At 65.9% G+C, this 12635-nt stretch carries 12 protein-coding genes; 5 read left to right on the plus strand and 7 right to left on the minus strand.

All coding sequences use genetic code 11. The annotated features are described in order from the left end of the window. Positions 1–71 precede the first annotated feature (71 nt). From ASD87_RS06005 to ASD87_RS06025, 5 genes are all read right to left on the minus strand, one after another. The gene (locus ASD87_RS06005) at positions 72–476 is read right to left on the minus strand and encodes a DUF2946 family protein (RefSeq protein WP_142055052.1); all 405 of its coding nucleotides are present in this window, start codon (positions 474–476) and stop codon (positions 72–74) included. 129 nt (positions 477–605) lie between these two features. Beyond that, complete coding sequence (locus ASD87_RS06010) at positions 606–1145, minus strand: PaaI family thioesterase (protein ID WP_056318431.1); 540 nt, start codon at positions 1143–1145, stop codon at positions 606–608. Between the two features lie 59 nt (positions 1146–1204). Continuing rightward, positions 1205–4309 (minus strand): efflux RND transporter permease subunit, encoded by a 3105-nt coding sequence (locus ASD87_RS06015; RefSeq protein ID WP_056318434.1) that lies wholly within the window; start codon positions 4307–4309, stop codon positions 1205–1207. Then, positions 4309–5412, minus strand: a complete 1104-nt coding sequence (locus tag ASD87_RS06020) for an efflux RND transporter periplasmic adaptor subunit (protein ID WP_056318436.1) — start codon at positions 5410–5412, stop codon at positions 4309–4311. The genes ASD87_RS06015 and ASD87_RS06020 overlap by 1 nt, the downstream gene beginning before the upstream one ends. A gap of 73 nt (positions 5413–5485) precedes the next feature. Beyond that, entirely contained in the window at positions 5486–6103 is a 618-nt protein-coding gene (locus tag ASD87_RS06025; RefSeq protein ID WP_056318437.1) for a TetR/AcrR family transcriptional regulator, read from the minus strand. Positions 6104–6192: 89 nt separating this feature from the next. On the opposite strand from ASD87_RS06025, the gene ASD87_RS06030 reads away from it, so the two are divergent. The 4 genes from ASD87_RS06030 to ASD87_RS06045 all read left to right on the plus strand — a co-directional run bounded on the left by ASD87_RS06030 (position 6193) and on the right by ASD87_RS06045 (position 10128). Beyond that, a complete protein-coding gene (locus tag ASD87_RS06030; protein ID WP_056318440.1) occupies positions 6193–7647 on the plus strand; it encodes an efflux transporter outer membrane subunit in 1455 nt (484 codons plus the stop codon). 99 nt (positions 7648–7746) lie between these two features. Continuing rightward, entirely contained in the window at positions 7747–8175 is a 429-nt protein-coding gene (locus ASD87_RS06035) for a DUF2231 domain-containing protein (RefSeq protein WP_056318443.1), read from the plus strand. Next, a complete protein-coding gene (locus ASD87_RS06040; RefSeq protein ID WP_056318445.1) occupies positions 8172–9485 on the plus strand; it encodes a sorbosone dehydrogenase family protein in 1314 nt (437 codons plus the stop codon). The genes ASD87_RS06035 and ASD87_RS06040 overlap by 4 nt, the downstream gene beginning before the upstream one ends. A gap of 76 nt (positions 9486–9561) precedes the next feature. Then, positions 9562–10128 carry a type 1 glutamine amidotransferase domain-containing protein gene (locus tag ASD87_RS06045; protein ID WP_056318447.1) on the plus strand — a complete coding sequence of 189 codons (567 nt, stop codon included), beginning with the start codon at positions 9562–9564 and terminating at the stop codon, positions 10126–10128. Between the two features lie 51 nt (positions 10129–10179). Here ASD87_RS06045 and ASD87_RS06050 read toward each other — a convergent pair whose 3' ends face one another. Continuing rightward, on the minus strand, positions 10180–10512 hold the full coding sequence (locus ASD87_RS06050) for a cupin domain-containing protein (RefSeq protein WP_056318450.1): 333 nt from the start codon (positions 10510–10512) through the stop codon (positions 10180–10182). Positions 10513–10581: 69 nt separating this feature from the next. Then, on the minus strand, positions 10582–11568 hold the full coding sequence (locus ASD87_RS06055) for a tripartite tricarboxylate transporter substrate binding protein (protein WP_056318453.1): 987 nt from the start codon (positions 11566–11568) through the stop codon (positions 10582–10584). A 159-nt stretch (positions 11569–11727) separates the two neighbouring features. Here ASD87_RS06055 and ASD87_RS06060 point away from each other — a divergent pair, with 159 nt between their 5' ends. Then, positions 11728–12612 carry a LysR family transcriptional regulator gene (locus tag ASD87_RS06060; protein WP_056318456.1) on the plus strand — a complete coding sequence of 295 codons (885 nt, stop codon included), beginning with the start codon at positions 11728–11730 and terminating at the stop codon, positions 12610–12612. Positions 12613–12635 lie beyond the last annotated feature (23 nt).

Raw genomic sequence — 12635 nt, forward strand, 5'->3', positions numbered from 1 at the left:
GATCTGCCGACCGCGGAAAAGCCGGTCGGCAAGGCGCGGCCGGGCCCGGCGCTAGGCGCGGGCGCGGCGGATCAGGAAGACAGGGAAGGCGGGGCGCGTGAACCGAGGGGCGGCCCCAGCGCGGGCAGGGGCGGCGCCGCGCGGTGGACGGGAGTTTCTGGGGCTGCGTAGGCGGCTTGCGCCGTCAGCACGGGCGCAAGACCCGTCTCCGGCAGAATCGCATGCGCCGCCAGCGCGCCAAAGGCGCAGGCATCGCTTGCCGCATGCTTGGACTTCGGCTCTGCCGGCAGGTCGAAGGTCACGCTGATCGCGCCACCGGCTTCGCACAACGAGAGCATCAGCGACGTCGTGGACGGCGCCGCCATGAAGCCGCTCGGGATCAGGGCGCGCAGCACGAAAGCGGCCATTGCCAGGCAGACGAGAAACCGCCAAGGCAGGCCGCGGGGCTTTTGCGCAGAGTCCCGGTGAGTAGGCATGGGCGGGATTCTATTACAGAACTTCACGCATTCTGACCGAATGGAATCGTGTGCGGCGTTCTGTCGCAGGGACGCGTCGCCGCGCCGTCAATGCTTGCCAGGTGGCAGCCGGGCAGACACTCCCGCAAGCTATTCGCGCCGGTCGAACACCACGCACGTGGTGGTGGCGTGCGCGTACAGCTTGCCGTTTTCGTCCTCCACGCGAGCCTGCGCCGTCGCGATCTGTTTGCCGTTGTGCACCAGTGTGGCCGCGGCGCGAAGCGGACCGGTGGATGGCGATGCCGCGCGCACGATGTTGACGCTGAGTTCGACCGTCGTGTAAGTGCGGCCCTGCGCAAGCGCGCTCTGGATCGCACAACCCAGCGCGGAATCCAGCAGGGCCGAAAACCAGCCGCCATGGATGGTGCCGAACGGGTTGCAATGCCGCAGCTCGGGCAGGCCGATAAACACGGCCCAGCCCGAGTCCGCCTCCGCCAGCGTCATGTTCATCGTGTCGTTCATGGGCGGGTAGGGCAGCTCCCCGGCCATCATGGCATGCAGGATCTGCAATCCGTTCATGCCGGCGATCTGATCCGGACGGGCGATATCCGGCTTGCCTCCGCCTGCGACAAGCCGATCGAGTGCAGCCTTGTGCTGGGCCGCCCAGCCCGTCTGTTGATTCCTGTACATGCGAAACCCCTCGTGGTGAAGCCCCCGGCGGGCGGTTGCCACGCCGGATGCGGCGTGAATCAACCGGTCATTACCCGGGAAGCCATGGGTTCAGGGGTAGCCTGCTCGCCGGCCGGACGGATCTTGAACCAGATTGCATACATGGCCGGCAGGAACACCAGCGTGATGATCGTGCCTGCGAACGTGCCACCGATCAGCGTGTAGGCCAGCGTTCCCCAGAACACCGAGTGCGTCAACGGGATGAAAGCCAGTATCGCGGCCAGCGCGGTCAGGATGACCGGCCGCGCTCGCTGCACCGTTGCCTCGACCACCGCGTCGAAGGGCGCAAGGCCTTCCTGTTCATTCTGGTGGATCTGGCCGATCAGTATCAGCGTGTTGCGCATCAGAATGCCGGACAGTGCGATCAGCCCGACCAGCGCATTGATGCCGAAGGGCTGCTGGAACAGAAGCAAGGTCGGCACGACACCGATCAGGCCAAGCGGGCTTGTCGCAAACACCATCACCATGGCGGCGATGGATCTCACCTGCAGGATGATGATGAGCAAGGTCGCGGCAATCATCAGGGGAAACAGCGGCAGCAGGGCAGCGTTTGCCTTGGCGGATTCCTCGATGGAACCGGCCTGTTCGATGCGATAGCCCGCGGGCAATTCGTTGATGACCGGTTGCAGCTGTTTGAGGATCGCGTTTGAAACGTCAGGCGGCTGAAGCCCTTCCGCGATGTCGCCGCGCACCGTAATGGTGGGCGTGCGGTCGCGGCGCCGCATGATGGGATCCTCCATGCGGACTTGTACCGTGCCAACCTGCGACAGCGGCACGCGTTGGCCGTCGGCCCCGGCGAGTGTCAGGCCGGCGATCTTGGCGGGGTCCAGACGGACATCGCCTGCCGCTCGCCCCACCACTTCCACCGAGCGGATGTCTTCGCGAACATTCGTCAGGGGCACGCCACTGAGCAGAAATTGCAGCTGCAGCGCCACCGAACTGGAGCTCAGCCCCACCGCTTGAAGCCGGTCCTGATCCAGCGTGAAATGCAGTGCGGGAACGCGTGCGCCCCAATCGGTGTTCACGGTGCGCATCATGGGATCGGCTCGCATGATGGACTGGACGCGTGCGGCGATCGCGCGCAAGGTGTCGGCGTCGGGACCCATGACGCGATAGGCGACCGGGAACGGAGAGGGCGGGCCGAACACGATCTGCGTGACACGAACCTGCGCCTGCGGCGCCAGGCCGTCCGCGATGGCCTGGCGAAGCCGGAACTTGAGGGATTCACGTTCCTTGTCGTTTCCCGTCAGGATGACGATCTTGGCGAATGATGGGTCGGGCAGCTCGGGCGACATGGCGAGAAAGAAGCGCGGGGCGCCTTGGCCGATGTACGCGGTGACAATCCGGGCCTCCGGCTGCGTGGCAAGCCACGCTTCGACTGCTGCGGTGGCCTGGCTTGTCTGTTCGATGGACGTGCCGTAAGGCATTTGCACTTCGACGAGCACCTCGGGACGGTCTGAAGTGGGAAAGAACTGCTTGTTGACCAGTCCCATGCCAACCACGGCCAGCGCAAAGACCGCGACCACCGTGCCCGCCACCAGCCATTTGCGGCCAATGACGCGCCGGAGCAGACGCCGGAACCGGTTGTAATGGCGGGTGTCGTAGATGGCGTGGTGGCCGCCTTCGATCTTCTTGATGTCCGGCAGCATCTTCACGCCCAGGTAAGGCGTGAAGACCACCGCCACCACCCACGACGCAATCAGCGCAATGCCCACGATCCAGAACATGTTGCTGGTGTACTCGCCCGCGGTCGAGCGCGCGAAGCCGTTCGGCATGAAACCGACCGCCGTGACCAGCGTGCCCGACAGCATGGGGGCGGCGGTGTGGCTCCACGCATAGGCCGACGCCGCGATACGGCTGTAGCCTTCCTCCATCTTGACCACCATCATTTCGATGGCGATGATGGCGTCATCCACCAGCAGGCCCAAGGCCAGGATCAATGAGCCGAGCGTGATGCGGTCGAAGTTCTTGCCGGAGGCCGCCATGATGACGAATACCGCCGCCAGGGTCAGGGGCACGGCGGCCGCCACCACGACGCCCACGCGCCACCCCATGCTGATAAAGCACACCAGCATCACGACCAGCAGCGCGACAAAGAACTTGACCATGAACTCATCCACGGCCGCGCCGATGTTGACCGCCTGGTCGGTGACTTTGGTCAGGCTCATGCCTAGTGGCAATGCGGCATTGATCTTGCCGACTTCCTTTTCGAGTGCGCTGCCCAGGTCCAGCCCATTCCATTCGTCACGCATGACGACGCCCAAGATCAGCGCCGGTTCGCCGTTGTTGCGCACCAGAAAGGTTGCCGGGTCTTCATAGCCGCGTTCCACGGTCGCCACGTCGGCCAGCTTCAGCGTGCGTCCCTGGGCAACGATGGGCGTCTGGCGGATCTTGTCCAGGCTGTCGAATGCGCCGTCCACGCGCAGGAACACCTGAGGCCCCTTGGTTTCGATGGACCCGGCAGGCGTAAGCACGTTCTGTGCGTTGAGCGCGGCAAAAATGGCTTGCGGATCGACGCCGAGCGTGGCCAGGCGGTCGTGGGAGAACGACACGAAGATGCGCTCGGGCTGTTCGCCGATGATGTTCACCTTCTTGACGCCCGGCACGTGAAGCAACTGCTGGCGTAGCGCCTCGGCGTCGCGCACCAGCAGGCGCTGGGGCTCGCCCTTTGCCTTGAGGGCATAAAGCGCGAACGTGACGTCGGCATACTCGTCGTTGACGATGGGGCCGATGACGCCGGGCGGCAGGCGCTTGGCTTCGTCGGCGAGCTTCTTGCGCGCCTGATAGAACTCTTCCTGCACGGCTTTGGGGGGCGTGCTGTCCAGCAGCGACACCATGGTGAACGCCAGGCCCGGCCGCGTGAAGGTCTCGGTCCGGTCATACCACCGCAGTTCCTGCAGCCGCTTTTCCAGCGGTTCGGCAACCTGATCCTGCATTTCCTGCGCGGTCGCGCCCGGCCACGCGGTGACGACGGTCATCTGCTTGATGGTGAAAGGCGGATCTTCGGCACGGCCCAACTGGAAAAACGCCAGGATCCCGGCGACGGAGACGAGAAGAATCAGAAACAGCGTGATCGAGCGCTCGCGCACGGCGATCGCGGAGAGGTTGAAGCGGCCATCGCTCATCAACGCGCTCCCACGACGCCGGTGGCGTCCGGATCGCCGAGCCTGACCTGCTCGCCTTCATGCAGCAGATGCGCGCCCAGCGACACGACGCGATCCCCGGCCTTGAGGTCGCCGGCGACACGCGCCACATCGTCACTCAGGCTGTGCACCTGAACGGGACGGCGCGCCACCTGGGCGGGCGCGCCGTCCACGAGCCAGACGCCCGGACCGCCACCGTCATCGAACACGGCGCCGATCGGCACCTGCAACATCGGCGCGTCATCCTGCGATTGCGGGATGTCGATTGTGACGGTGGCGCCCAGTGGCGCGTGGGCCAGCGCGCCTTCCAACCTATACCTGGCCTCGAACGTGCGTGTGACGCGGTCCGCGGCATCGGACAATTGCCGCAGTGTGGCCGGGGCAGGAGACTGACGGTCGCCGTACAACACCGCCTGGGCCGCAGAACCCACGGCTGGCCGTAATGTCTCGGGCAGTTGCACAACGGCCTCCCGCTGGCCGGCGCGCGCCAGCCGCACGACGGACTGCCCGGCGGCCACCACCTGTCCGGGTTCGGCCAGGGTGTCCACGACAACCCCGTCGGCATCGGCCAGCAGCACGGCGTAGCTCGACGCGTTCTTTGCAACGTCGGCACGGGCCTCGGCCGCCTTCAACTCCGCACGAGCGGTATCGGCTGCGGCTTTGATCTGCGCATACGCGGACGCCGACACGGCGCCTTCCGCCACCAGGCCGCGATAGCGGGCCTCGTCGTCGGTGGCCTGTCTGGCGCGGGCCCGCGCAGCCGCCACGGCTTCACGCTGCGCCCGGGCTTGCAGGCCAAGATCCTCAGGATCCAACCGCATGAGCGCCTGGCCGCGGGTGACGGGCTGACCCGTGTCGACCAATCGCTCCAGGACCTTGCCCGACACGCGGAACCCCAGGTCGCTTTGAATGCGCGCCGCCACGACGCCCGAAAAAGAGCGCGCTGACGCGGAGGCGTTTTGCGCCACGCCCACTCTGACGAGCGGGGGACCGACGCGGGGATCTGGCGGGGAAGTATCGACGCATGCCGCAAGAGCGAGAGGCACTAGGCAGAAGGCAAACGGGACAAGCTGACGCCGAACCATGGAAGACCATCCTCACAAAGAAGGTCCCCATTCTAAACAAGTGACCAAAAAGGTCAATGGTCACAAATATAATTTATGGCGCCAGACTTCGCAGGATCAGGTTCGACAATTGCACCGTGGCCTGCGCCCCGTTCGCCAGGTTGTGCTGAAGGAGCAGGGGGTTGATGTACGGCCGCATGACGAGATAGATCGCATCGGCCGTTTCATCCAGGGGCGTCTTGCGCTCGAAGTCACCCGTCTCGCGACCTTCGCGGATTACTTGCAGGATGAGGCCCTTGATATGCGCTTCGTAGGCCTGTGCCGAAGGCCACGACTCGCTGGCCGACGTTCGCGCAATGTCGTAGAGCTTGCTGTCCTGGAAGAAGAGCTGGCTGCCGGCTTCCACCAACGCCGTGAACATGCGCCGCAGCCGGTCCGGCGCGGAACGCGCGTCGGCGACAGCGGTGTCCACGGCGACCATGATCGCGTTCAGGCGGTTGGCGCAAATGACCTCGCCGATCGCCTGTTTGGAGTCGAAGAACTTGTAGATGTAGGCCTTGGAGAAGCCAATGGCCTTGGCCAGATCCGACACGGTCGTCTTGTCGAAACCGTAAAGGCCGAAATATTCGGTGGCGGCTTGGACGATCTGATCGCGGACGTCGTGATCCGAGGGGCCGCGCGGCTGAAGGGCGGGGGATGTTGCTTTCGTCATGCGAGGAGCTTAACCCGAGGCAATTTTGTTGACAACGAGTGACTAAATCGTATTATAGTCACCCGAAATTGACAGCTCCGAGGACTCCCATGCATGCCCGCCATTCTCTTGTCCTGCTCTGCGCCAGCTTGCTGGCCGGGTGCGCGGCAGGTCCTGATTACCAACGCCCCGAAGCGCCGCTTCCCGGCCACTACACGCAGGCGCCGGACAGGCAGGCCGGACCGGGGCCCGTGCAAGGCCTGGATGCGTGGTGGCGCCAGTTCGACGACCCGCTGCTTGCGCGTTACGTGTCGTTGGCCATCGCGCAGAACCTGGACCTGGCGCAGGCCGCGGCGCGCGTCACGCAAGCCCGCGCGGGGCTGGGTGCGGCCAACGCGGCCTTGTTGCCGTCCGCCTCGGTGCGCGGCACGGCTGCGCGGTTGCACCAGTCGGTGGAGGCCCCGCTGGGACAAGTTGCCAGCGCCATGCCGGGGTACGACCGGTGGGGGAACCAATACGAAGCCAACCTGGAGGCAAGCTGGGAAATCGACCTGTTCGGCGGCCTGCGGCGTGGCCGTGAGGCGGCCATCGCTGAACTGCAGGCCACGGATGCGGCGGCGATCGCCACGCGGCTTGCCGTGGCGGCGCAAACCGCGGACACCTACATCGCCATTCGCAGCCTGCAGGCGCGGCTGGACATCGCGCAGCGGCAGGTCAAGACGCAGCAGGATCTTGTCGCCAAGGTTGGGCTGCTGCATGAACGAGGGCTGGCGGCCGAATATCAGGTGCGCCAGGCGGATGGCGCGCTGTCGCAAGTGCAGGCCACCATTCCGGTCCTGCAGACGGGGCTCGATGCGGCCATGAACGCGCTGGACGTCATGCTGGGAGCGGTTCCCGGAACCCACCGCGAGGAACTGGCGGCGCACGCGCCGATACCCCCTGCGCCCCGCATTGAGGGCATGGGTTCCCCCGCGGATCTGCTGCAACGCCGGCCGGATCTGATCGCGGCGGAACGCCGTCTGGCGGCCTCCAATGCGCGGATCGGTGAAGCCATCTCCGAGTTCTACCCGAAGTTCTCGTTGGGTGGCTTGCTGGGCAGCGCTACGACCGTATCGAGCGGCAATCTGTTTTCCGCTGGAGCAAGCCAGTCTGCGGGCGTGCTGGGACTGCGCTGGCGGCTCTTCGACTTTGGCCGCATCAATGCGCAGATCGAAGGGGCAAAGGGTCAGGAGGCCGAGGCGCTGGCGGCATATCGCCTGGCGGTCCTGCGGGCGACGGAAGATGTCGAGAATGCATTTTCCGCGCTGGTCCACCGCACCGAGCAGTCGACGGTGCTGACCCGAGGCGAGGACGCGCTGACCCATGCGCGGGCGTCGTCGTTCGCCGCCTACAAGCGCGGCGCCGCCAGCCTGATCGACGTGCTGTATGCGGATGCCTCGCTCCTGCAGGCTTCGGACGCTCGGGCCCAGGCACAAGCCGAAGCGGCGCGGGCAGCCGTGGCGGCATACAAGGCGCTTGGCGGCGGCTGGCGCCCGGATGCGCCGGCGCAGATCGCGAAGCGGTAGCCCCGGCGAGGATCGCGCCGTTTCAGGTACAGGCATGCCACTTGCTGCGCCGCCCACCACGGGCAGCAGGCTGTGCCCGCAACCCACGAGGCGATTCCCGTGACCACACTCATTGAAAACCGGTATGCCCTTACCGTGCGCCGCTTCCCCGCGGTGTTCCTTGCCGGGATGTTCCCGTTGTTTCTTGGCGCGGCGCTCGCGGACGCTGCGTATGCGCAGACTTTTCACATCCAATGGAATAATTTCGCGTCCTGGCTGCTCGTTGGCGGGCTGATATTTGGGGCGGTTGCGCTGCTGTTTGCCATCGTCGACCTGTTCAGGGCCACGCAGCGGGCGCGCGGAGTGGTTCCCTATGCCGTGGTGCTGCTGGCAGCCTGGCTGGTGGGGCTGTTCAATGCGTTCGTTCATGCGCGCGACGCGTGGGCCAGCATGCCCAACGGTTTGATCCTGTCTGTCGTGGGCGCGGTGCTGGCCCTCGTTGCCCTCTGGCTGGGCTTTCGCACGCCGCACATCCGGGGGCCGCTATGAAGAAGACGAGATTGCTTGCCGGCGTTGCGATGCTGGTGGTGGCGGGCGTGTGCGGCGCGCAGACCGCAGGCCAGTATGGACCGTCGCCCGATCTGCCCAAGCCCGAACGGGGGCTGCTGCCGGACATGGTGATCGCCAAGCCCGCCAAATGGGGCGACAAAGTGCCGACGGTGCCCGAGGGCTACAAGATCTCGGCCATCGCCACGGACCTGAAGATTCCGCGTCAGACTCTTGTGCTGCCCAATGGCGACATTCTGGTCGCCGAGGGGCGTGGCGGCAGTGCCCCCGACCTCAAACCCAAGGACGTGATCGCGGGCATCATCAAGGCCCGGGGCACCAGTCCCGTCAAGGGCGGCAACCGGCTGACGCTGCTGCGCGACACCAAGGGCGATGGCACCTACGAGGCCTCCGTCTTTGCGGAAAACCTTAACGCGCCTTACGGCCTGGCCCTCATCGGCAACCAGCTGTATGTGGCCAATCAGGACGCGCTGGTGCGGTTCGCATACGAACCGGGGCAGACCAAGGCAAGCGGACCGCCGGAAACGGTCACGCCGCTGCCCGCCGAGATCAACCACCACTGGACCAAGGCGCTGACGGCAAGCGCCGACGGGCAGTATCTGTACGTGGGCATCGGTTCGAACAGCAATATCACCGAACGCGGCATGACGGCCGAAGTGGATCGGGCGCGTATCTGGCGCATCAACGCCAGCACGGGCGAATACAAGACCTATGCCACGGGCCTGCGCAATCCGACCGCGCTCACGATTCAGCCGGACACGGGCCAGTTGTGGGCCGTCGTCAACGAACGCGATGAGTTGGGCCCGGACCTGGTGCCCGACTACCTCACGACCGTCAAGGAAGGCGCGTTCTACGGCTGGCCTTACAGCTATTGGGGCAAGAACGTGGACGAACGCGTGCGGCCGCAGGATCCCGCCAAGGTTGCATCGGCCATTGCGCCGGATTACAGCCTGGGTTCGCATGTGGCGGCGCTGGGCGTGGACTTCTCGACCGCGACGATGGGCGACCGGTTTGCCAACGGTGTGTTCGTCGGCGAGCACGGCAGCTGGAACCGCGCCGATCCGGTGGGCTACAAGGTGGTCTTCGTGCCGTTCACGGACGGTCGCCCGTCCGGGCCGCCCGTTGATTTCGTCGCGGGCTTTCGCGACGACGACGGCACGACACGCGGCCGTCCGGTGGGCGTGACGGTCGATCCGAAGGGCGCGCTCATCGTGGCCGACGACTTGTCGAACACGATCTGGCGCATCACGCCCGGGCAGGCGCCCAAGCCGGTCGCAGCGGCGCGGCCTTAAATCTTATTTATTGGGCCTGCCGAGCGTGCGCGTTGCGCTGCGCCGCAGTATTCGCAGGCCCCGCACAGGAGCAAACATGGCAACACTTCAAGACATCAACATCGCGATTCTGGCCGTCGACGGATTCGAGCAGGTCGAACTTACGGGGCCGCGCGACCGTCTGCACGAAGAAGGCGCCCGGACCGTGGTGGTGTCGGCACGCACTGACCCGATCCAGGGCATGCACCACGACAAGCCCGGCGACAAGTTCCCCGTGGACCTCACGTTCCTGCAGGCTGCGTCCGAGCCGGACGTCTTCGACGCGTTGCTGCTGCCCGGCGGTGTGGTCAATGCCGACGAGATCCGGATGCAGCCCAAGGCCCAGGAACTGGTGCGCGCCTGCATGAAAGCGGGCAAACCCGTGGCCGTCATCTGCCACGGCGCCTGGCTGCTGATCTCGGCCGGGGTGGTCAAGGGGCGCAAGATGACCAGCTGGCCGTCGCTGCAGGATGACCTGCGCAATGCGGGCGTGCAGTGGGTGGATGAGGAAGTGGTCGTGGACGGCGTGCTGGTGTCCAGCCGCAAGCCGGACGATATTCCCGCGTTCAATGACGCCTTCGTTCAGGTGCTGGGCAAGGCGGTCAAGGGGCGCGCGGCGAAGTAGGGCCGGGCGCATCGAGCAAAGCCGGTCAGCGCCTCACCCCGGCCGCATGCGCTACGCGCGCTTGAGCGCCACGGTCACCAGCACCGACGCGTTTTCCAGCGCGAACAGCGCGTGCAGCGCGCGGCCCGGCAAGTACATCAGGTGGCCGGGGTAGAGGACGTGCGTGGCGCCTTCGGCGGTGACCTCGATGCTGCCTTCCAGGCACTGCAGCGTGATCTCGCCGGCGACGTCATGCGAGGGCATGGTCTTGCCGGCGAGCAGTACCAGGCGCATGACCTCTAGGTCTTCGGATTTGAAAAGCGCGATCGACTGCTTTTGCGCTAGCGCGGCGCCATAGGGCTTGAGATCGATGACTTGCCCGGGATCCGCATGTTTGAGGGCCATGATGCATCCTTCGCAGGGAGGGGAGCTGTCAACGATACCCCATCCCTACGGCGGCGCCGCGGCCTGCGGTCAATTGATCTTGATGCCGCGTTCCTTGACCAGATCCTTCCACTGCGCCGTTTCCTTTGCCAGGTGGTCGCGCAGCGCGTCCGGCGTGCTGCCGATCGACTCGGCGCCAATTGAATCCAGCGTCGCCTTCACCTTGGGATCGGCCAGCGCGGCGCGCATGGCGTCATTCAGCTTGGCTACCGCTTCCGGCGGCGTGCCGGCGGGCGCAAAGGCAGCGAACCAGGGCATCAGCTCATAACCGGGCACGCCGGCCTCCTGCATCGTCGGCACGTCGGGCAGGGCAGCCGACCGCTTGGTGGTGGTGACGCCCAGCGCGCGCAGCTTGCCGCTCGCGATGTGGGGCTTGGCGGACGTGATGCTGTCGAACATGTAATCCACCTGGCCGCCCAGCAGGTCGGCGACGGCGGGGCCGCTGCCCTTGTAAGGCACGTGCAGCATGTCCACCCCGGTCATCGACACGAACATCTCTCCGGCCAGGTGAATGGAGGTGCCAACGCCCGCGGAGGCGTATGTGTAGTGCTTGGGCTGCGCCTTGGCCTTAGCGATCACGTCCGCGACACTGGTCGCGCCGGTACGCGCTGGATTGGTCACCAGCACATTGGGCACGACCGCCAGCAGCGAGATGGGCGCGAAGTCCTTGATGGGGTCGTAGTTCAGGTCCTGGTACAGCGCCGGATTGACGGCCATGCCGTTGGCGACGATCAGGATGGTGTAGCCGTCGGGCTTGGCGCGCGCCACGGCCGCCGCGCCAATGTTGCCGCCCGCGCCGGCGCGGTTCTCGACAATGAAGGACGTGTTCAGCTGCTTGCCCATCGATTCGCCCAGCGTGCGTGCGATGCTGTCCATCGCGCCGCCGGGCGGGAAAGGCACGATCCACTTCACCGGGTGATCCGGATAGGCATCGGCGTGCGCGGCGGTTGCGCCGGCCAGCAGCGAGGCGGCCAGCAATGCGCGGGCAAAGGGTCTGAATACATGGCGCATGCGCATGGTTGTCTCCGTGACTCTTGATTTATTGGTGGCGAGGTCCGCGCGCGATTAATACTCTGATCGACGGTGCCTGCCCGATGGGCGCAGTATCGCTTGCCTTTTTTTCAAGTGTCCAAGACTATATGGGTTTCAATTCATACCTCCAGGGTCTTAATCGCCATGGAACTCAGGCATTTGCGGTACTTCCAGGCGGTGGCCGACGCAGGCAGTTTCACGCTGGCAGCCTCGCGGCTGCACATTGCGCAGCCGCCGCTCAGCCGCCAGATCAAGCAGCTGGAGGAAGAGCTGGGCGTGCAGCTGTTCGAGCGCACGACGCGGGCGCTGCGCCTGACCGAGGCGGGCCGTTTCCTGCTGGAGCAATCGCGCCTGCTGACCGCCCGGCTGGACGAAGTGCTGGAAGGCACGCGCCGGTTGGGCCAGACCGAGCGGCGCTGGTTCGGTATCGGCTTCGTGCCGTCGACGCTTTACGGTTTCGTGCCGGAATTGATCCGGCTGCTGCGCGGCGCGGATGAGCGGGTCGAAGTGGGCCTGATGGAAATGAACACGTTGCCGCAGCTCGAGGCGCTGAAGGCAGGGCGAATCGATCTGGGCATTGGCCGCATCCTGCTCGACGACCCCGCGATCGAGCGGCGCGTGCTGATGACCGAGCCCCTGATGGCCGCGGTGCCCTTGCATCATCCGCTGGCAGGCCAGGGCAGCGTGGCGGTCAGCCGCCTGGCGCGCGAGCCTTTCGTGCTGTATCCGGCGCGTCCGCGCCCGAACTACGCGGATCATGTGCTGGGCCTGTTTCGCGCGGCCGGCTACTCGCTGCAGGTGGTGCAAGAGGCCAACGAACTGCAGACCGCGATCGGACTGGTCGCGGCGGGCTTGGGGGTGACTGTGGTGCCCGCCTCCGTGCAGCGCCTGCAGCGCCAGGATGTGGCCCACGTGCGCATCGAGGCCGATGCCTTCGTGTCGCCCGTGATCGTCAGCTATCGCAAGGACGATGCGTCGGCGTTTCTGGCGCGGGCGCTGGAACTGGCGGGCGAGCTTGCCAGGAAATAGGCGCGGCCGCGCGGTAGTGGCGT

This window comes from Achromobacter sp. Root170 (genome assembly GCF_001428165.1).
Classification (GTDB): Bacteria; Pseudomonadota; Gammaproteobacteria; order Burkholderiales; family Burkholderiaceae_B; genus Achromobacter; species Achromobacter mucicolens.

What these genes read in the sequence shown, in the direction of transcription:
- ASD87_RS06005 (WP_142055052.1), bottom strand. Translation starts at nt 476, where the DNA reads ATGCCTACTCACCGGGACTCTGCGCAAAAGCCCCGCGGCCTGCCTTGG.
- ASD87_RS06010 (WP_056318431.1), bottom strand. Translation starts at nt 1,145, where the DNA reads ATGTACAGGAATCAACAGACGGGCTGGGCGGCCCAGCACAAGGCTGCA.
- ASD87_RS06015 (WP_056318434.1), bottom strand. Translation starts at nt 4,309, where the DNA reads ATGAGCGATGGCCGCTTCAACCTCTCCGCGATCGCCGTGCGCGAGCGC.
- ASD87_RS06020 (WP_056318436.1), bottom strand. Translation starts at nt 5,412, where the DNA reads ATGGTTCGGCGTCAGCTTGTCCCGTTTGCCTTCTGCCTAGTGCCTCTC.
- ASD87_RS06025 (WP_056318437.1), bottom strand. Translation starts at nt 6,103, where the DNA reads ATGACGAAAGCAACATCCCCCGCCCTTCAGCCGCGCGGCCCCTCGGAT.
- ASD87_RS06030 (WP_056318440.1), top strand. Translation starts at nt 6,193, where the DNA reads ATGCATGCCCGCCATTCTCTTGTCCTGCTCTGCGCCAGCTTGCTGGCC.
- ASD87_RS06040 (WP_056318445.1), top strand. Translation starts at nt 8,172, where the DNA reads ATGAAGAAGACGAGATTGCTTGCCGGCGTTGCGATGCTGGTGGTGGCG.
- ASD87_RS06045 (WP_056318447.1), top strand. Translation starts at nt 9,562, where the DNA reads ATGGCAACACTTCAAGACATCAACATCGCGATTCTGGCCGTCGACGGA.
- ASD87_RS06050 (WP_056318450.1), bottom strand. Translation starts at nt 10,512, where the DNA reads ATGGCCCTCAAACATGCGGATCCCGGGCAAGTCATCGATCTCAAGCCC.
- ASD87_RS06055 (WP_056318453.1), bottom strand. Translation starts at nt 11,568, where the DNA reads ATGCGCATGCGCCATGTATTCAGACCCTTTGCCCGCGCATTGCTGGCC.
- ASD87_RS06060 (WP_056318456.1), top strand. Translation starts at nt 11,728, where the DNA reads ATGGAACTCAGGCATTTGCGGTACTTCCAGGCGGTGGCCGACGCAGGC.